This window comes from Enterobacter mori LMG 25706 (genome assembly GCF_000211415.1).
GTDB classification, from domain to species: domain Bacteria; phylum Pseudomonadota; class Gammaproteobacteria; order Enterobacterales; family Enterobacteriaceae; genus Enterobacter; species Enterobacter mori.
Genome location: NZ_GL890783.1, coordinates 69196 through 88849, shown reverse-complemented (window position 1 = coordinate 88849; position 19654 = coordinate 69196). Strand labels below are relative to the sequence as shown.

The following is a 19654-nucleotide window of genomic DNA, read 5'->3' as shown; positions in this document are numbered from 1 at the left end:
ACGTCGATTCGCCCGGATTGCGCGATCATCGGCGAGCCGACTTCTCTGCAGCCGATTCGCGCGCATAAAGGCCATATCTCTACCGCCGTGCGCGTGCTGGGCCAGTCCGGCCACTCCAGCGATCCGGCGCGCGGCGTGAACGCCATCGAACTGATGCATGACGCCATCGGCCGCATCATGACCCTGCGCGACGACCTGAAAGAGCGCTATCACTACGAGGCGTTCACCGTGCCGTATCCGACGCTGAACCTCGGCAGCCTGCACGGCGGTGATGCCTCGAACCGTATCTGCGCCTGCTGTGAACTGCACATGGACATCCGCCCGCTGCCGGGCATGACCCTGAGCGATCTCGACGGCCTGCTGAATGAAGCGCTGGCCCCGGTGAGCGAACGCTGGCCGGGTCGCCTGACGGTCTCGGAACTGCACCCGCCGATCCCGGGCTATGAGTGCCCGCCGGATCACCAACTGGTCCAGGTGGTGGAAAAACTGCTCGGCGAAAAAACCGACGTGGTGAACTACTGCACCGAAGCGCCGTTTATTCAGACCCTGTGCCCGACACTGGTGCTCGGCCCGGGCTCAATCAACCAGGCCCACCAGCCGGATGAATATCTGGAAACCCGCTTCATCAAGCCCACCCGCGAACTGATTACCCAGGTTGTGCATCACTTCTGCTGGCATTAAAACCGCACCGAAGAGTCCCCCCTCCCCGTGGGAGAGGGTTAGGGTGAGGGGAACAAATCGCATGATCTCCGTCACATTCCCATAAGCATCTCTTATCTGACGCAAAGCGAATTAAATTTCGTAAATTGCCCACATTTATTCGTTTGCTGAACCGTTTTCGCAGCAATTGACGACGGGGGTTTTACGTGGCTTTATAAAGGGAGATGACAAAATAATGTCCAAAAGATTTTCGATTGGGCATAAACAAAAATGATGGGGTGACTGGGTTTTTATGAACGAACAATATTCCGCGTTGCGTAGTAATGTCAGTATGCTCGGCAAAGTGCTTGGAGATACCATCAAAGATGCGTTGGGGGAAAACATCCTCGACCGCGTTGAAACCATCCGCAAGCTGTCTAAATCTTCCCGTGCCGGTAACGAAGCCAATCGTCAGGAGCTGCTCACCACCTTGCAGAACCTGTCAAATGATGAGCTGCTGCCCGTTGCACGCGCATTCAGCCAGTTCCTGAATCTGGCCAACACCGCTGAGCAATACCACAGCATTTCGCCAAATGGCGAAGCTGCCAGCAACCCGGAAGTCATTGCCCGTACGCTTCGTAAACTCAAAGACCAGCCCAATCTCAACGTAGCCACCATCAAAAAAGCGGTGGAATCTCTTTCGCTGGAGCTGGTGCTGACCGCTCACCCAACCGAGATCACTCGTCGTACGCTGATCCACAAAATGGTGGAAGTGAACAACTGTCTTAAGCAGTTGGATAACAAAGACATTGCCGACTACGAGCGCAACCAGCTGATGCGACGCCTGCGCCAGCTGATTGCCCAGTCCTGGCATACCGATGAAATTCGTAAACATCGTCCAAGCCCGGTCGACGAGGCAAAATGGGGCTTTGCGGTGGTGGAAAATAGCCTGTGGGAAGGGATACCAAACTACCTGCGCGAGCTGAACGAACAGCTAGAAGAGAACCTGGGCTACCGCCTGCCGGTTGATTTTGTTCCGGTGCGCTTCACCTCCTGGATGGGCGGCGACCGCGACGGTAACCCGAACGTGACCGCGGAAATCACCCGTCACGTCCTGCTGCTGAGCCGCTGGAAAGCGACCGATCTGTTCCTGAAAGATATTCAGGTACTGATCTCCGAGCTGTCGATGGTTGAAGCAACGCCGGAACTGCGCGCGCTGGCCGGAGAAGAAGGTGCCAGCGAGCCGTACCGTTTCCTGATGAAGAAACTGCGTGGTCAGCTGATGGCGACTCAGGCCTGGCTGGAGGCACGCCTCAAAGGTCAGCGCCTGCCGAAACCCGAAGGTCTGCTCAGCCAGAACGAGCAGCTCTGGGAGCCGCTATACGCCTGTTACCAGTCGCTTCAGGCCTGTGGCATGGGCATCATCGCCAACGGCGAACTGCTCGACACCCTGCGCCGCGTGAAGTGTTTCGGCGTGCCGCTGGTGCGTATCGATGTACGTCAGGAAAGTACCCGTCATACTGAAGCGCTGGGTGAACTGACCCGCTACCTCGGCATCGGCGATTATGAAAGCTGGTCCGAAGCCGACAAGCAGGCCTTCCTGATCCGCGAACTGAATTCCAAGCGCCCTCTCCTGCCGCGCAACTGGGAACCAAGCAACGACACCCGCGAAGTGCTCAATACCTGTAAGGCGATCGTGGATGCGCCGAAAGGATCGGTGGCCGCCTATGTGATCTCCATGGCGAAAACCCCGTCCGACGTGCTGGGCGTTCACCTCCTGCTGAAAGAAGCCGGTATCGACTACGCTCTGCCGGTCGCGCCACTCTTTGAAACCCTTGATGACCTGAACAACGCCAACGACGTGATGACGCAGTTGCTGAACATCGACTGGTATCGCGGCTTTATTCAGGGCAAGCAGATGGTGATGATCGGCTATTCCGACTCCGCAAAAGACGCGGGCGTGATGGCGGCATCCTGGGCGCAGTATCAGGCGCAGGACGCGCTGATCAAAACCTGTGAGAAAGCGGGTATAGAACTAACCCTGTTCCACGGACGCGGTGGCTCAATCGGCCGTGGCGGCGCGCCTGCTCACGCGGCACTGCTGTCACAACCACCGGGAAGCCTGAAAGGCGGCCTGCGCGTTACCGAGCAGGGCGAGATGATCCGCTTTAAATACGGTCTGCCGGAAGTGACGATCAGCAGCCTGTCGCTCTACACCAGCGCCATTCTGGAAGCGAACCTGCTGCCACCGCCGGAACCGAAAGAATCCTGGTGTCGCATCATGGACGAGCTGTCAGATATCTCCTGCGATCTGTACCGCGGCTACGTGCGTGAAAACAAAGATTTCGTGCCTTACTTCCGCTCGGCAACCCCTGAGCAGGAGCTGGGTAAACTGCCGCTGGGCTCGCGTCCGGCCAAACGTCGCCCAACCGGTGGCGTCGAGTCTCTGCGTGCAATTCCGTGGATCTTCGCCTGGACGCAAAACCGTCTGATGCTGCCCGCCTGGCTGGGTGCCGGTGCCGCACTGCAGAAAGTGGTGGAAGACGGCAAGCAAAATGAACTGGAAACCATGTGCCGCGACTGGCCGTTCTTCTCTACCCGCCTGGGTATGCTTGAGATGGTCTTCTCGAAAGCTGACCTGTGGCTGGCGGAATACTACGATCAGCGTCTGGTGAAACCTGAGCTGTGGGCGCTGGGTAAAGAGCTGCGCGAACTGCTGGAAGGCGACATCAAAGTGGTACTGGATATCGCCAACGACGCACACCGGAGGGAAGACCTGCCGTGGATTGCCGAATCTATCCAGCTGCGTAATATCTACACCGACCCGCTGAACGTCCTGCAGGCAGAGCTGCTGCACCGTTCGCGTCTGGCAGAAGAGGAAGGTAAAGAGCCGGATCCACGCGTCGAACAGGCGTTAATGGTGACGATTGCAGGCGTTGCGGCAGGTATGCGTAACACTGGCTAATGCTTTACGCCCGGCGGCGCTGCGCTTGCACGGGCCTACGATAAGTAGGCCGGGTAAGCGTTAGCGCCACCCGGCAAATTTCGGTAGTCCCCTTATGCATTTCGATATCACCCAGATTTTGACTGACCTGGTGAACCGCACGTTACCGCTGGGTCAGATTCATTTCTCAGCGCTGAATGAACAGCATCCCCGAACCTCTCCCTGCCTCGGCATTACGCTTGATACCCCCTGCGAGGCCTTTTTTTCTTTTTTTGGACAAATCACACCTCCCGCGCCTCACGTCCTGAGCATACATTTCGGTAAGCAGCAGCTTACAATCGAGTTACAGCGTGACAATGTGCTCTTACAACAATTACAGATTGCCCGACGCGGCCCGCGAACGGGGGCTTTTCTTCTGCAAACGCTCACCGAATTACAGATGCAGCCTGAGGAGCAAGACACAGCAAGGCTGGTGATTTTAAGCCTGCTCAGCCACTGCCGGGATCTGCTTGGCAGCGAAATTCACACCGACAGCCGCAGCCGGGCACTGTTCGAAGCCGTTCGGAGCTATATCGAAGAAAATTATGCCTCTTTGTTAACTCGCGAATCCGTAGCACAGGCGTTCTACATCTCACCAAACTACCTTTCCCATCTATTCCAGAAAGTCGGCAGCGTCGGATTCAATGAATATTTAACAAAAACGCGCCTGGAACATGCGCGTCAGCTGCTGAAAGGCTACGATCTCAAAATTAAAGATATCGCCACACGCTGCGGATTTACGGACAGCAACTACTTTTGCCGTCTCTTTCGCAAACACACCGAACGTTCCCCTTCCGAATATCGACGCCAGTATCACAGCCAGCTCATCACCAAAAAGTAGCATTGTGATCGCTCTCTCACTTCGCTAAGGACATTACATTTGTCCAGTATTTAGCAAAATTGACCTGTATTCGCCGCGCCTGGGTGCGCCGTATCCTTTATTCAACCTTTCTGACTTAAGGAAAAATAATGGAACTGTACCTGGATACCGCCAACGTGGCGGAAGTAGAACGTCTGGCGCGCATTTTTCCCATAGCGGGTGTCACCACAAATCCGAGCATCATTGCTGCCAGCCGCGAATCCATCTGGGAAGTGCTCCCGCGCCTGCAAAAAGCCATTGGACCTGAAGGTACGCTGTTTGCCCAAACCATGAGCCGCGACGCAGAAGGCATGGTGGCGGAAGCTAAACGCCTGAGTAATGCCATCCCGGACATCGTGGTGAAAATCCCGGTCACGGCTGAGGGGCTTACCGCGATCAAAGCGCTGAGAAAAGAGGGCATTACCACGCTGGGTACTGCCGTTTATAGCGCCGCACAGGGTTTGCTCGCCGCGCTGGCGGGAGCGAAATATGTCGCTCCCTATGTAAACCGCGTTGATGCTCAGGGTGGTGACGGCATTCGCATGGTCCAGGAGCTGCAATCCCTGCTGGAAATGCACGCGCCGGAATGCAGGGTGCTCGCCGCCAGCTTCAAAACGCCGCGCCAGGCGCTGGACTGCCTTCTCGCCGGATGTGAAGCAATCACGCTTCCTTTAGATGTAGCGCAACAAATGCTCGGCACCCCGGCGGTAGAGTCAGCCATAGAGAAGTTCGAGCAGGACTGGAAAAACGCGTTTGGTAACCTCAACCTCTAAGGGAGAACTGTTATGGACCGTATCATTCAATCACCTGGGAAATACATCCAGGGTGCTGATGTGCTTACCCGTCTCGGCGACTATCTGAAACCGCTGGCACAGCGCTGGCTGGTTGTCGGCGATAAATTTGTGCTGGGTTTTGCCGAAGAAACCCTGCGTCAGAGTTTTAAAAAAGCCGAACTGCATGCAGAAATTGCGCCGTTTGGTGGCGAATGTTCACAAAATGAAATCGATCGCCTGAAAAAGCTGGCCGACAGCGCCGACTGCATGGCAGTGCTGGGCATTGGCGGCGGTAAAACGCTGGATACCGCCAAAGCGCTTGCCCACTTTATGGACGTGCCGGTCGCCATTGCGCCAACCATCGCATCCACCGATGCGCCGTGCAGCGCCCTTTCCGTGATTTATACCGACAGCGGTGAGTTCGACCGCTACCTGATGCTGCCGCACAACCCGAACATGGTCATTGTCGACACTAAAGTGGTGGCGGGCGCACCAGCGCGGCTGCTGGCCGCCGGGATTGGCGATGCACTGGCAACCTGGTTTGAAGCACGCGCCTGCTCGCACAGCGGGGCAACCACTATGGCGGGCGGAAAGTGCACACAGGCGGCGTTAGCGCTGGCCGAGCTGTGCTACAACACGCTGGTTGAAGAGGGTGAGAAGGCGATGCTGGCAGCGGAACAGCACGTGGTGACGCCTGCTCTTGAACGCATTATCGAAGCCAACACCTATCTCAGCGGCGTAGGTTTTGAAAGCGGTGGTCTGGCAGCGGCACACGCTATTCATAACGGTATGACGGCGGTACCGGATGCGCATCACTTTTACCACGGCGAAAAAGTGGCGTTTGGCACGCTGACTCAACTGGTGCGGGAAAACGCGCCGGTAGAAGAGATCGAAACCGTCGCGGCACTTTGTCACAGCGTGGGGCTGCCGATCACCCTGGCGCAATTGAATATCAAAGAAGATATTCCGGCGAAAATGCGTCTGATTGCGGAAGCATCTTGCGCAGAAGGTGAAACCATTCACAACATGCCGGGCGGCGTGTCACCGGATCAGGTTTACGCGGCGCTGCTGGTTGCCGACCAGTATGGGCAGCGTTTCCTGCAGGAATGGGAGTAAATAGCGTGAATAAAAATCCCCGCATCAGCGGGGATTTTTTTTGCCCGTAGGCCGGGTAAGCGTTAGCGCCACCCGGCACAAGGGTTACTGCAGGTCAAACCGATCCAGATCCATCACCTTCGCCCATGCCGCTACGAAGTCACGAACGAACTTCTCGCTGGCATCGCTGCTGGCGTAAACCTCAGCCAGCGCGCGCAGGACAGCGTTGGAACCGAAGACAAGGTCGGCACGGGTAGCGGTGGATTTCACTTCGCCGCTGGTGCGGTCGCTACCGGCAAACAGTTCGTTTGATTCATCGGTCGCTTTCCACTGGGTGTTCATATCCAGCAGGTTCACGAAGAAATCGTTGCTCAGCACGCCTTCACGGTTGGTGAATACGCCATTCTTGCTGCCATCGAAGTTGGCACCCAGAACGCGCAGGCCACCGATCAGCACCGTCAGCTCTGGCGCCGTCAGCGTCAGCTGCTGGGCTTTGTCGATCAGCAGTGACTCGGTGGTGGACACATCCACCTGCGCACGGTAGTTGCGGAAGCCATCGGCAACGGGTTCGAGCAGGTTAAACATCTCGATATCCGTCTGATCCTGACGCGCATCCACGCGGCCCGGCGTGAACGGTACGTTGACGTAAACACCTGCGGCTTTCGCAGCTTGCTCTACGCCTACCACGCCCGCCAGCACGATGATATCGGCCAGTGAAGCTTTGTTGGTGGTGCGCTGGATAGCTTCCAGAGCCGGTAACGCGCGAACCGCCGCGGCGTTCACGTCCCAATCGCGCTGAGGTGCCAGTGCCAGACGCGCGCCGTTGGCACCGCCGCGCTTATCGCCACCGCGGAAGGTTGAAGCTGACGCCCAGGCAACCGAAACCAGTTCGCTCACGGACAGACCGGATGCCACAATTTCCGCTTTCAGGCTTTCAATGTCTTCTTTCGAAGGATTGAACACCGCCTGCGGCAGCGGATCCTGCCAAATCAGATCTTCTTTCGGCACTTCCGGGCCGATGTAACGCGCTTTTGGCCCCATATCGCGGTGGGTCAGCTTGAACCAGGCACGCGCGAAGGCTTCGTTGAAGGCCTGCGGATCGTTCAGGAAGCGGCGGGAAATTTTCTCGAATTCCGGGTCAAAACGCAGCGTCAGGTCGGTGACCAGCATGGTAGGTTTACGTTTTTTCGACGGGTCGAACGGATCGGGCATGATTTCCGGCGCATCCACGGCTTCAAACTGAATCGCACCTGCCGGGCTGCGGGTCTGCACCCATTCGTATTTGAACAGGTTCTCGAAGAAGTAGTTGCTCCACTGGGTAGGGGTTTGCGACCAGATGACTTCCAGACCGGAGGTAATGGCATCTGCGCCAATCCCCGTGCCGTGCGTGCTCGCCCAGCCCAGGCCCTGCGCTTCAATCGGCGAGGCTTCCGGGTCGGTGCCCACGTGCGTGGCTTCACCCGCGCCGTGGGTTTTGCCGAGAGTGTGGCCGCCCGCGATCAGCGCAACGGTCTCTTCGTCGTTCATGCCCATGTTGCCGAAGGTCGCGCGAATGGCCGCCGCAGCAGACAGGGGTTCACCGCTGGCGTTTGGCCCTTCCGGGTTGACGTAAATCAGGCCCATTTCGGTGGCGGCGAGAGGACGCTTCGCCAGCGCTTCCGGGTCACGGTGGGTCAGCCAGGCCTTTTCATCGCCCCAGTTCACGTCCAGATCCGGCTCCCAGACGTCTTCACGCCCGGCGCCAAAACCAAAGGTGCGGAAGCCGGAGTTCTCCAGCGCCACGTTCCCCGCGAGGATAAACAGGTCAGCCCAGGAAATTTTTTGTCCGTATTTTTGTTTGATAGGCCACAGCAGGCGGCGCGCCTTATCCAGGCTCACGTTATCAGGCCAGGAGTTCAGCGGTGCAAAGCGTTGTTGACCGCGTCCGGCACCGCCGCGCCCGTCAACGGAGCGATAGGTACCTGCCCCGTGCCAGGCCATACGGATAAACAGGCCCGCATAGCTGCCCCAGTCGGCAGGCCACCACGGTTGAGAGTCGGTTAAAAGTGTTTTGAGATCGCCTTTAAGGGCGGAGTAATCAAGCTTGCTAAATTCTTTGCGGTAGTCGAAGTCTTCACCCAGTGGGTTCGAACGATTGGAATGTTGGTTAAGAAGATCGATGCGGAGTTGTTTTGGCCACCAGTCGCGGCTGCCTGTACCTGCGCCCGCGCTGTGATCGACGCCGCCCTGATGGAACGGGCATTTGCCGACTGATGCCGCTTTATTGGTCTCGTCTGACGTGCTCATCGCTTTGCTCCCTTTTACAGTGTTACCGTTACGATATACGCCCTTGTTGATAAGGTATAGTTGAGATAACCCACAGATTCGATAGTTAAATCCGTTTAATTTCCCATGGAAAATACATGAGTTTTGTACGTCAAAGGCAGCATTGCTGATATGGCAGGAAAATAAAACCCTTATAAATCAAAAAACCCTCCGAAGAGGGCTCTTTTTTTTGTTACACGCCTGGTCTAACGCCGAGCGTGTGGCATATGGCGTAACTCATCTCTGCACGGTTCAGCGTGTAGAAGTGGAAATCCTTCACCCCTTCACGACTCAAGATCTTCACCATGTCCATCGCGATATTTGCGCCCACCAGCTTGCGTGTTTCCGGGTCATCGTCCAGCCCCTCGTACATTTTAGACATCCAAAGCGGAATGCGCACATTGGTCATATCGGCAAATTTCTTCGCCTGTTTGAAGTTAGAGACCGGCAGAATGCCCGGGATAATTTCGACGTCGATACCCGCAGAAACGCAGCGGTCACGGAAGCGCAGGTAGCTTTCAACATCGAAGAAAAATTGCGTTATCGCGCGGTTCGCGCCAGCGTCGACTTTGCGTTTCAGGTTGAGCAGGTCCGCCTGGGCGCTTTTCGCTTCCGGATGCACTTCAGGATAAGCAGCAACGGAGATATCAAAGTCAGCCACGTCTTTCAGCAGCGCAACCAGATCGGCGGCATACATGTCCGGCTTGCCGCTCCCCGGCGGCAGGTCACCGCGCAGGGCAACGATATGACGAATGCCGTTATTCCAGTAATCCTGGGCGATAGCCCGCAGCTCGTCGCGGGTGGCATCGATACAGGTAAGGTGCGGTGCCGCTTCCAGACCGGTACGATCTTTGATGCCTTTAATGATGCTGTGCGTACGGTCACGCTCGCCGGAGTTAGCACCATAAGTCACGGAAACAAACTTCGGTTTCAGGCTGCTCAGGCGATCGATAGAGCTCCACAGGGTTTGCTCCATTTCACTGGTGCGCGGCGGGAAAAATTCAAAAGAGACGTTAATCTGGCCGTTTACTTCGGCCAGGCTCTGATTCAGGGCTTCCCGCTGGTTGGCGTGAAAAAAGCTCATACCTTACCTCTATCTATCGCGTGTCGTTGTCTGTGGTGTTGTGAACTTCTATACGTTTAGACGTCCAGATGTAAAAATGACGGAAAAGCGGAGTGACGTCAACATAAATAATCAACAATAACGGTGAGGTTTGTTCAGGGAAGATGAAGGGAATTCATGATGGGGGGTGAGTGCGGTCTGATGCCCTCACCCTAACCCTCTCCCCCAGGGAGAGGGAAATACAGAGGTTACAGTAGCTTAGCCAGACGGTTAATGTCGGACTGGATCGCCCCGGCTGTGACATCGCGCCCCGCGCCCGGACCGCGGATCACCAGCGGGTTATCGCGGTACCAGCGGCTTTCGATAGCGAAGACGTTATCGCACGGCAGCAGCGCCGCCAGCGGATGTTCAGGACGCACCGCCTCCACGCCTACGCGCGCTTTACCGTTCGCCTCGAAACGCGCTACGTAGCGCAGCACCAGGCCCATCTCGTTGGCGGCTTCCAGACGCTGTACCATCTGCTCGTTCAGCTCGTCGCCGTTTTCGAAGAAGTGATCTACAGACCCTTCCTCACAGCCCGCAGGCACCAGCGATTCAACACGCACCTGACCCGGTTCGATGTCGTAGCCCGCTTCACGCGCCAGGATCACCAGCTTACGCATCACGTCTTTCCCGGCAAGGTCCACGCGCGGATCGGGCTCGGTTAAACCCTGCTGCCATGCCTGATCCACCAGGTCGGTGAAGGGTACGGTGCCGTCGAACTGCAGGAACAGCCAGGAGAGCGTACCGGAGAAGATACCGCTCAGCGCCAGAATACTGTCGCCGCTTTCAATCAGGTCGCGCACGGTATGGTTAACTGGCAGCCCCGCGCCAACGGTAGCGTTGTAGAGCCAGTGACGACCGGTTTTTTCAAACGCGTCGTGGATCTGACGGTATTTATCGGTGCTGCTCGCCCCCGCCAGCTTGTTGGCGCTGATGACGTGGAAGCCGTGGCTGGCGAAATCCAGATACTGATCCGCAAGCTGCTCGCTGGCGGTCACGTCCAGCACGACCAGGTCATCGTAAGGGTGCGCGCGCATCCACAGGAACAGGGACTCTTCATCCTGCTCAATGGCTTCATCATTAAAGAAGGCAAGCGCGCGGCTGGCGTCCAGCCCTTCGTAATTCAACAGGCTACGGCGGCTGTCCACCACGCCCGCGAGAATAAATTCAAATCCGGTACGCGCGGAGAGCGTTTCCTGCTCACGGGCGAACAGTTCCAGCCAGCGGGAACCGATGTTCCCTTTCCCGAACAGCACCAGGCCGATGCGTTTTTCCGCGCGGAACAGGGAGGTATGCAGACCCTGAATCAGGCTTTCGGTTGGCCCTTTACGCAGCACGGCCACCAGGCTGATTCCCTCTTCTGACTGCCAGGTGAACTCCACCGGCTGGCCTTTCAGCTGCTGCCAGAAGCGGTGGCAGTGCAGCGGGTTACGGGTGACGCCCGCGCCCACCATCGCCACCAGCGCCAGACCCTGACGCAGGCGAAGCTCGCCCGGCAGGCCCGCTTCATCGAGGATTTTCAGCGCGCTGTCCGCCACTTCTGCGGTATAGCAGAACTGCAGCAGCTGGCGGTCGTTGTGAACGCCGACGGCCAGCGGGCGCACCTGAGCACGTTTGAGGATCAGGTCGATATCTTTATGCGCCAGCCTGAAGTCCTGGCCCGCAGGCACCTGGAACTCAATCAGGCAGATGTCGTCGTGGCTGGTGACAATACGCGCGCCCGTACCGGAGGCCAGTACGCGTTCGATACGGGTAGAGCCTTGATCCGGGGTATAGCTGCAGCGCAGCTGCAGGTCGATATCGCTACCGGAAACCGGCTGCAGCGTACGGGCGTGCAGTACCGGCGCGGCCAGACGCGCCAGCTCGCTGGCTTCGTCGAGACGCAGCAGCGGCAGCAGGCAGGCATCTTTCACCTTACGCGGGTCCGCGCTGTAGACACCGGCCACGTCGCTCCAGATGGTGACGCGGGACACGCCCGCCAGCGCACCGATTTGCGTTGCCGAGTAGTCCGAGCCGTTACGGCCCAGCAGCACGGTTTCGCCCGCGTTGCTGCGGCTGATAAAGCCGGTCACGACGATACGTTTGCCCGGATGCTGCACCAGCAGCTGTTGCAGCAGCGGGTAGGACAAACCTTCATCCACCTGAGGCTGCGCGGCGCGTTCGGCACGCAGGAAATCACGCGCGTCGAGCCAGGCCGCCTCCACGCCCAGATGTTGCAGAACGGCGGCCATCAGACGTGCGGACCACACTTCACCGTGGCCCACCACTTCGGCATAGACCGCGTCGGTAATACCGCTGTCCAGCAGGGCAGCCAGACGCTCAAGGTCATGGGTAAAGGCGCTGATCAGTCCATCCGCCACGTCCGCAGGCAGCAGGCCGGCAATCAGCTCGCTCTGGTAACGGCGTAAAGACTGTTGTACCTGATGCGCAGAAAGGCGATCGGTCTGGCTCAGTTTCAGCCAGCTAATCAACTGGTTGGTGGTGCTGCCCGCCGCCGAGACAACCATCATGTCACCCGGCTGTGAATACTCGGTCATGATCCCTGCAACGCGCAGGTAACACTTCACATCAGCAAGACTACTACCACCAAACTTGTGCAGTTGACGACCCTTCGCCCCTGCCTGCGCTATCACACTCATGATTACCCCTTGGCTGCGACCTGGAAGCCATTTTCCAGATCGGCAATTAAATCTTCAGAATCTTCAATGCCGGTTGAGATACGCAGCAGCGTCTCAGAGATCCCGGCGGCGGCACGTGCTTCCGGTGCCATACCTGCGTGCGTCATGGTCGCGGCGTGGGAGATTAAGCTTTCAACCCCACCTAATGATTCCGCCAGCGTAAACAATGACAGCCCGCTCAGGAAGCGACGCAGCGTTTGCTCGTCACCGTCCAGTTTCAAAACTCAACATCGCGCCAAAACCTTTCTGCTGGCGCGCGGCAATCTCGTGCCCCTGATTTTCCGGCAGCGACGGGTGATAGAGTTTCTTCGCCAGCGGCTGGGTTTTCAGGAAATCGACGATCGCCTGGGCATTGCGCTGCGCCACTTCCATGCGTGGCGACAGGGTGCGAATGCCGCGTAACAGCAGGTAGCTGTCGAAGGCGCTCGCGGTAACGCCAATGTTATTGGCCCACCATGCCAGTTCGGTGACAACGTCGGGATCTTTTGCAATCACCACGCCTGCCACCACATCAGAATGACCGTTCAGATATTTAGTGCATGAATGCAACACCAGATCGGCACCCAGTGCTAACGGGTTCTGAAGGGCCGGGCTGAGGAACGTATTATCCACTACACTTATCGCTCCCGCATCCCTTGCGAGCTGACAAATTTTCGCAATATCGACAACGCGCAAGAATGGATTGCTTGGACTTTCCACCAGAACCAGCTTCGGTTGCTCTGCCAGCGCCTGCTTCAGCGCCTGTTCGTCGTTTTGATCGACAAACAGCACGCGATAGCAGCCGCGTTTTGCCAGGCTATCAAACAGTCGATAGCTGCCGCCGTAGCAGTCGTGCGGCGCAACCAGCAGGTCGCCAGGCTTCAGGAACACCGTCGTCACCAGGTGGATTGCGGACATCCCCGTATTGGTTAATACCGCACCCGCCCCCCCTTCCAGCTCTGCCAGGGCACGTTGGGTCACGTCACGCGTAGGGTTGCCACGACGGGAATAGTCATGCGCGCGGGGTTCATTAAATCCGGTGAAATTATAGGTACTGGAAAGATGAATCGGCGGGACAACGCAGCCGTACTGCTCGTCATCATTCAATCCGCTACGCACTGCGATGGTGGCCTGTTTACGCGTCATGGTGAGGGCTTCCTGGCTTAATAGGTGAAAAGTCAGGCACCAGAGTAAACATTGAAAGTATGGACGTCAATACATCTGGACATCTAAACTTCTTTGCGTATAGATTGAGCAATGCGCAAATAGCCGTTAAAATTATATGCTTTAGTGCACGCTGCAGCGGCAATATCCGTGCCACGGTATCGTCTCTACGGTAAACTAGGCAAGATTACGGTTCAAAACCGGCGGTTATCGGTTCTGCGCCTTTAGATTAATGACTGAGAGGATTAAAGGTATCTCATGGCTGAATGGAGCGGCGAATATATCAGCCCATACGCTGAGCACGGTAAGAAGAGTGAGCAAGTAAAGAAAATTACGGTTTCCATTCCTCTGAAGGTGTTGAAGATCCTCACCGATGAACGCACGCGTCGTCAGGTGAACAACCTGCGCCACGCGACCAACAGCGAACTGCTGTGCGAAGCGTTCCTGCATGCGTTTACCGGCCAACCGTTGCCGAACGATGACGATTTGCGCAAAGAGCGCAGTGATGAAATCCCGGAAGAGGCGAAAATCATCATGCGTGAACTGGGCATTGACCCGGATACGTGGGAATACTGAGAAGCAGATACAAAAAAGGCACCTTGCGGTGCCTTTTCTTTCGGGATACTTATTTAGCGCCCGGGATGCTGAAACGCTTGTTGAAGCGGTCAACACGGCCACCGGTTGCAACATCACGCTGCTTACCAGTGTAGAACGGGTGGCATTTGCCGCACACGTCCAGGTTCAGATCGTGACCCACGGTGGAGCGGATCTGGATAGAGTTACCGCAAGAGCAGTTTGCAGTAATCATTTCGTATTTCGGGTGAATATCTTTTTTCATGGGAGAACCTCAGTTAAGGCCGCGTCGCTCTTCCAGCCCTAACGCCAGACACCACGCGATGTTGAATGTAATTTCTTTGGCGTAATATACACCAAAGGCGGCGAATCATACAGAATTTGACCAGCGTATGCAAACTGATCCGCACGCCGCTTTCACTAATGTGTATACTAACGCGCCACTTTTCAAGTCAGGAAGATTCGATGCCCGTCGCTCACGTTGCCCTGCCCGTTCCGCTTCCCCGCACCTTTGACTACCTGCTGCCCGACAGCATGAGCGCCAAAGCGGGCTGTCGCGTGACCGTGCCGTTTGGCAAACAGCAGCGCGTGGGGATCGTGGTTTCCGTGAGTGAAAAAAGCGAGCTGCCGCTTAATGAACTGAAATCGGTTGTTGAGGTACTGGACAGCGAGCCGGTTTACTCCACCAGCACCTGGCGACTGCTGCTGTGGGCGGCGGATTACTATCACCATCCGATTGGCGACGTCCTGTTCCACGCGCTGCCAATCATGCTGCGCCAGGGCAAAAGCGCCAGCCATGCGCCGATGTGGTACTGGTTTGCTACCGAGCAGGGTCAGGCCGTGGATATCAACAGCCTGAAGCGTTCGCAGAAACAGCAGCAGGCGCTGGCGGCACTGCGTCAGGGAAAAATCTGGCGGCATCAGGTCGACGAGCTTGAGGTCAGCGAAACCGCGCTCCAGGCATTAAGAAAGAAAGGGCTGAGCGAACTGGCAAGCGAAGCGCCCGCCCTTCACGACTGGCGCGACGGCTTCTCCGTCTCCGGCGATCGCCTGCGTCTGAACACCGAGCAGGCCACCGCCGTGGGGGCGATTCACAGCGCCTCGGACCATTTCTCTGCCTGGCTGCTGGCGGGCGTGACGGGGTCCGGCAAGACCGAAGTTTATCTGAGCGTGCTGGAAAACGTGCTCGCACAGGGCAAACAGGCGCTGGTGATGGTGCCGGAAATCGGCCTGACGCCGCAGACCATCGCCCGCTTCCGCGAGCGCTTTAACGCGCCGGTTGAGGTGCTGCACTCAGGGCTTAACGACAGCGAGCGCCTCAGCGCCTGGCTGAAAGCGAAAAACGGCGAAGCGGCGATTGTGATCGGCACCCGCTCATCGCTGTTTACACCGTTTAAAAATCTCGGCGTTATCGTAATAGATGAAGAGCACGACAGCTCCTATAAACAGCAGGAAGGCTGGCGCTATCACGCCCGTGACTTAGCGGTATACCGCGCACACAGCGAGCAAATTCCCATTATTCTCGGCTCCGCCACGCCTGCGCTCGAAACGCTGCACAACGTGCGCCAGCGTAAATACCATATGCTGCGCCTGACGCGTCGCGCGGGTAATGCCCGTCCGGCGATTCAGCACGTGCTGGATCTGAAAGGTCAGCAGGTTCAGGCCGGGCTCGCGCCTGCATTGATTACCCGAATGCGACAGCACTTGCAGGCGGGCAACCAGGTGATCCTGTTCCTTAACCGACGCGGCTTTGCACCCGCCCTGCTGTGCCACGACTGCGGCTGGATTGCCGAGTGCCCGCGCTGCGACCACTACTACACCTTCCATCAGGCCCAGCGTCATTTACGCTGCCACCACTGCGACAGCCAGCGCCCGGTGCCGCGCCAGTGTCCGTCGTGTGGCTCAACGCATATCGTGCCGGTCGGTCTGGGCACGGAGCAGCTGGAACAGGCCCTTGGCCCCTTCTTCCCGGACGTGCCGATTTCGCGTATCGATCGGGACACCCCCAGCCGCAAAGGCGCGCTGGAACAACAGCTGGCGGAAGTGCATCGCGGTGGTGCACGCATATTGATTGGCACCCAGATGCTGGCAAAAGGGCATCACTTCCCGGACGTCACGCTGGTCGCCCTGCTGGACGTTGACGGCGCGCTGTTCTCGGCAGATTTCCGCTCCGCCGAGCGCTTCGCCCAGCTTTATACCCAGGTGGCGGGGCGTGCCGGACGCGCAGGAAAGCAAGGCGAAGTGGTGCTGCAAACGCACCACCCTGAGCACCCGCTGCTGCAAACGTTGCTGCATAAAGGCTATGACGCCTTTGCCGAACAGGCGCTGGCCGAACGCCAGACCATGCAGCTGCCACCGTGGACCAGCCACGTCATCATCCGGGCGGAAGACCATAACAACCAGCAGGCGCCGCTTTTCCTGCAACAGCTGAGAAACCTCCTGCAGGCCAGCCCGCTGGTGGATAGTCAGCTGTGGATTTTGGGTCCGGTTCCAGCGCTGGCCCCGAAACGCGGCGGACGTTTCCGCTGGCAAATCTTACTTCAGCACCCGTCACGTATCCGCCTGCAGCATATTGTCAGCGGCACGCTGGCGCTGATCAACACCCTGCCGGAAGCGCGCAAAGTGAAGTGGGTTCTGGACGTCGATCCCATCGAAGGCTGAAGACGGATCGAAAAATTTAACGCGCCTCACACTTTTTATGAAAATTCTGTAACCGATTCCATTAACTATCTGTAAAAATGGTGATGTCCGCAGTTCGGTGTTCAGGCGAGGAGAAGACGTTGAAGTCCAGGAAAGAGGTCACTACGGCGACCATGAAAGACGTTGCCGAGAAAGCACAAGTCTCTACGGCAACCGTGTCCCGCGCATTAATGAACCCGGATAAAGTCTCCCAGGCGACCCGTAACAAGGTTGAACAGGCGGCGCTGGAAGTGGGCTATTTCCCGCAGGCGATGGGGCGCAACGTAAAGCGCAATGAATCGCGGACTATTCTGGTGATTGTGCCGGACATCTGCGACCCCTTCTTTAGCGAGATCATTCGCGGTATCGAAGTGACGGCGGCTGAACAAGGCTATCTGGTGCTGATTGGCGACTGCGCCCACCAGAATCAGCAGGAAAAAACCTTTATCGATCTCATTATCACCAAGCAGATTGACGGCATGTTGCTGCTTGGCTCCCGCCTGCCGTTTGATGCCAGCATTGAAGAACAACGCAATTTACCGCCGATGGTGATGGCCAACGAGTTCGCACCAGAGCTGGAACTGCCGACGGTGCATATTGATAACCTGACAGCCGCGTTCGATGCGGTGAACTATCTTCAGGAGCTGGGGCATAAGCGTATTGGCTGTATTGCCGGGCCGGAAGAGATGCCGCTTTGCCACTACCGCCTGCAAGGCTATGTTCAGGCGCTGCGCCGTACCGGAGCCATCGTTGACCCTCACTATATTGCGCGCGGTGATTTTACCTTTGAAGCGGGCGGACAAGCGCTGGAGAAACTGCTGGCACTGCCGCAGCCGCCAACGGCGGTGTTCTGCCACAGCGACGTGATGGCGCTGGGCGCGCTATCACACGCCAAACGTCGTGGGTTACGCGTGCCAAAAGACCTGTCGATTATCGGCTTCGATAATATTTCGCTTTCAGAGTTTTGCGATCCGCCGCTCTCTACCGTTTCACAACCGCGCTATCAGATTGGCCGCGAAGCGATGCTGCTTTTGCTGGATCAGCTGCAGGGTCAAACGGTTAGCAGCGGCTCGCGGTTACTCGACTGCGAGCTGATTGTTCGCGGCTCTACCCAGGCATTGACTTAAAGTAAATGCCTTTCGGACACCCTTATCTGGTCAAAGCCCCGCCGCTTAAGTAACATGGCGGGCTGACGAACGAATAAATACAGCGAAACGATAGTGGCACAACGAGATTATGTACGTCGCGGCCAGCCGGCACCTTCGCGACGCAAAAAGAGTAGTTCAAAAAGCAAGCAGCGGAACCTGCCTGCCGTCTCGCCAGCAATGGTCGCTATTGCTGCGGCTGTACTGGTGGCCTTTATTGGCGGCCTGTACTTCATTACGCACCATAAAAAAGAAGAATCTGAAGCGCTTCAGGGCAACAAAGTGGCCGGTAATGGCCTTCCGCCGAAGCCTGAGGAGCGCTGGCGCTATATTAAAGAGCTGGAAAGCCGCCAGCCTGGCGTGCGTGCGCCTACCGAACCGTCTGCCGGTGGCGAGGTGAAAAATGCCGATCAGCTGACGAACGAACAGCGCCAGCTGCTGGCACAGATGCAGGCCGATATGCGCCAGCAGCCTACGCAGCTGAATGAAGTGCCGTGGAATGAACAAACGCCTGCGCAGCGTCAGCAAACGTTGCAGATGCAGCGTCAGCGCCAGGCACAAATTCAGCAGCAACAACAGCAGCAGTGGACGCAAACCCAGCCGGTACAACAGCCGAAGGCCCAGCCATACCAGCAGCCACAGCAGCAGACGCGTACGGTACAATCGCAGCCTGTTCAGCAACAGCCAAAAGCGCAGCCGTATCAGGATCTGCTCCAGACGCCAGCGCATACCACGGCGCAGCAGCCGAAAACGCAGCAGGCCGCGCCGGTGACCAAAGAGACCGAAGCACCGAAGCAAACGGCTGAGAAAAAAGACGAACGCCGCTGGATGGTGCAGTGCGGCTCGTTTAAAGGCGCCGAGCAGGCCGAAACCGTGCGTGCTCAGCTCGCGTTCGAAGGATTTGACTCACGCATTACCACCAACAATGGCTGGAACCGCGTGGTGATTGGCCCGGTCAAAGGCAAAGAAAATGCCGATGGCACTATCTCTCGTTTGAAAGTAGCCGGTCACACAAACTGCATTCGACTCGCCTCCGGGGGTTGAAACCCCCAAAATCCCCCCCATCTATCATTTAATTCAGCCCTGAGCACTGGCTCAGGGCTTCTGTTTCCCGAATCTGTAACCAGGGGGTCTGCTCGTGACAACAATAGTAAGTGTACGCCGTAACGGCCATGTGGTAATCGCCGGTGATGGCCAGGCCACGCTGGGTAATACCGTCATGAAAGGCAACGTGAAGAAAGTGCGTCGTCTCTACAACGACAAAGTGATCGCCGGTTTTGCAGGCGGCACGGCGGATGCCTTCACGCTGTTTGAACTGTTTGAACGCAAACTGGAAATGCACCAGGGTCATCTGGTGAAAGCCGCCGTTGAACTGGCGAAAGACTGGCGTACCGACCGCATGCTGCGCAAGCTCGAAGCGCTGCTGGCCGTGGCCGATGAAACCGCCTCGCTAATCATCACCGGTAACGGTGACGTGATTCAACCGGAAAATGACCTGATTGCCATCGGCTCCGGCGGCCCGTACGCCCAGGCTGCAGCCCGCGCCCTGTTGGAAAACACCGACATGAACGCGCGCGATATCGCGGTGAAAGCGTTGGATATTGCAGGTGATATCTGCATTTATACCAACCACAACCACACCATCGAAGAATTGACCTCCAAAGCGTAAGGATCTCCC

General features: G+C 57.3%; 14 protein-coding genes and 1 pseudogene. 10 read left to right on the top strand and 5 right to left on the bottom strand.

The features are described 5' to 3' along the window. The 5 genes from argE to gldA form a co-directional block, all read left to right on the top strand. A partial coding sequence (gene argE, locus ENTMO_RS26795) for an acetylornithine deacetylase (RefSeq protein WP_010436984.1) occupies positions 1–681 on the top strand: 681 nt, incomplete at its 5' end. A gap of 271 nt (positions 682–952) precedes the next feature. Continuing rightward, positions 953–3604: a phosphoenolpyruvate carboxylase gene (gene ppc, locus ENTMO_RS0123500; protein ID WP_010436980.1), complete on the top strand. Its 2652-nt coding sequence runs from the start codon at positions 953–955 to the stop codon at positions 3602–3604. Between the two features lie 94 nt (positions 3605–3698). After that, positions 3699–4463, top strand: a complete 765-nt coding sequence (locus tag ENTMO_RS0123495) for a helix-turn-helix transcriptional regulator (protein ID WP_010436975.1) — start codon at positions 3699–3701, stop codon at positions 4461–4463. Between the two features lie 128 nt (positions 4464–4591). Further along, positions 4592–5254 (top strand): fructose-6-phosphate aldolase, encoded by a 663-nt coding sequence (gene fsa / locus ENTMO_RS0123490; protein ID WP_010436974.1) that lies wholly within the window; start codon positions 4592–4594, stop codon positions 5252–5254. A 12-nt stretch (positions 5255–5266) separates the two neighbouring features. Then, entirely contained in the window at positions 5267–6370 is a 1104-nt protein-coding gene (gldA, locus tag ENTMO_RS0123485) for a bifunctional L-1,2-propanediol dehydrogenase/glycerol dehydrogenase (RefSeq protein ID WP_010436972.1), read from the top strand. Positions 6371–6454: 84 nt separating this feature from the next. On the opposite strand, the gene katG is transcribed toward gldA, so the two are convergent. From katG to metB, 4 genes and pseudogenes are all read right to left on the bottom strand, one after another. Beyond that, positions 6455–8635 (bottom strand): catalase/peroxidase HPI, encoded by a 2181-nt coding sequence (gene katG / locus ENTMO_RS0123480; RefSeq protein WP_010436971.1) that lies wholly within the window; start codon positions 8633–8635, stop codon positions 6455–6457. A gap of 211 nt (positions 8636–8846) precedes the next feature. Then, positions 8847–9737: a methylenetetrahydrofolate reductase gene (metF, locus tag ENTMO_RS0123475; protein WP_010436968.1), complete on the bottom strand. Its 891-nt coding sequence runs from the start codon at positions 9735–9737 to the stop codon at positions 8847–8849. 227 nt (positions 9738–9964) lie between these two features. Then, positions 9965–12397, bottom strand: a complete 2433-nt coding sequence (locus ENTMO_RS0123470) for a bifunctional aspartate kinase/homoserine dehydrogenase II (RefSeq protein WP_010436964.1) — start codon at positions 12395–12397, stop codon at positions 9965–9967. 2 nt (positions 12398–12399) lie between these two features. After that, a pseudogene (metB, locus tag ENTMO_RS24505) lies at positions 12400–13561 on the bottom strand (cystathionine gamma-synthase). Between the two features lie 276 nt (positions 13562–13837). On the opposite strand from metB, the gene metJ reads away from it, so the two are divergent. Continuing rightward, positions 13838–14155, top strand: a complete 318-nt coding sequence (gene metJ, locus ENTMO_RS0123460; RefSeq protein ID WP_010436961.1) for a met regulon transcriptional regulator MetJ — start codon at positions 13838–13840, stop codon at positions 14153–14155. Between the two features lie 49 nt (positions 14156–14204). Here metJ and rpmE read toward each other — a convergent pair whose 3' ends face one another. Beyond that, positions 14205–14417 carry a 50S ribosomal protein L31 gene (gene rpmE / locus ENTMO_RS0123455; protein ID WP_003862040.1) on the bottom strand — a complete coding sequence of 71 codons (213 nt, stop codon included), beginning with the start codon at positions 14415–14417 and terminating at the stop codon, positions 14205–14207. 200 nt (positions 14418–14617) lie between these two features. On the opposite strand from rpmE, the gene priA reads away from it, so the two are divergent. From priA to hslV, 4 genes are all read left to right on the top strand, one after another. Further along, positions 14618–16813 carry a primosomal protein N' gene (priA, locus tag ENTMO_RS0123450; protein WP_010436955.1) on the top strand — a complete coding sequence of 732 codons (2196 nt, stop codon included), beginning with the start codon at positions 14618–14620 and terminating at the stop codon, positions 16811–16813. 119 nt (positions 16814–16932) lie between these two features. Next, positions 16933–17958 (top strand): DNA-binding transcriptional regulator CytR, encoded by a 1026-nt coding sequence (gene cytR, locus ENTMO_RS0123445; RefSeq protein WP_010436953.1) that lies wholly within the window; start codon positions 16933–16935, stop codon positions 17956–17958. Positions 17959–18051: 93 nt separating this feature from the next. Beyond that, the gene (gene ftsN / locus ENTMO_RS0123440; protein WP_029485229.1) at positions 18052–19020 is read left to right on the top strand and encodes a cell division protein FtsN; all 969 of its coding nucleotides are present in this window, start codon (positions 18052–18054) and stop codon (positions 19018–19020) included. A 94-nt stretch (positions 19021–19114) separates the two neighbouring features. Continuing rightward, the gene (gene hslV / locus ENTMO_RS0123435) at positions 19115–19645 is read left to right on the top strand and encodes an ATP-dependent protease subunit HslV (RefSeq protein WP_008501802.1); all 531 of its coding nucleotides are present in this window, start codon (positions 19115–19117) and stop codon (positions 19643–19645) included. Positions 19646–19654 lie beyond the last annotated feature (9 nt).

Bases quoted from the DNA above. Each gene is read 5' to 3' on its own strand.
- ppc (WP_010436980.1), top strand. From the start codon at position 953: ATGAACGAACAATATTCCGCGTTGCGTAGTAATGTCAGTATGCTCGGC.
- rpmE (WP_003862040.1), bottom strand. From the start codon at position 14,417: ATGAAAAAAGATATTCACCCGAAATACGAAATGATTACTGCAAACTGC.
- fsa (WP_010436974.1), top strand. From the start codon at position 4,592: ATGGAACTGTACCTGGATACCGCCAACGTGGCGGAAGTAGAACGTCTG.
- gldA (WP_010436972.1), top strand. From the start codon at position 5,267: ATGGACCGTATCATTCAATCACCTGGGAAATACATCCAGGGTGCTGAT.
- metF (WP_010436968.1), bottom strand. From the start codon at position 9,737: ATGAGCTTTTTTCACGCCAACCAGCGGGAAGCCCTGAATCAGAGCCTG.
- ENTMO_RS0123470 (WP_010436964.1), bottom strand. From the start codon at position 12,397: ATGAGTGTGATAGCGCAGGCAGGGGCGAAGGGTCGTCAACTGCACAAG.
- katG (WP_010436971.1), bottom strand. From the start codon at position 8,635: ATGAGCACGTCAGACGAGACCAATAAAGCGGCATCAGTCGGCAAATGC.
- ENTMO_RS0123495 (WP_010436975.1), top strand. From the start codon at position 3,699: ATGCATTTCGATATCACCCAGATTTTGACTGACCTGGTGAACCGCACG.
- priA (WP_010436955.1), top strand. From the start codon at position 14,618: ATGCCCGTCGCTCACGTTGCCCTGCCCGTTCCGCTTCCCCGCACCTTT.
- metJ (WP_010436961.1), top strand. From the start codon at position 13,838: ATGGCTGAATGGAGCGGCGAATATATCAGCCCATACGCTGAGCACGGT.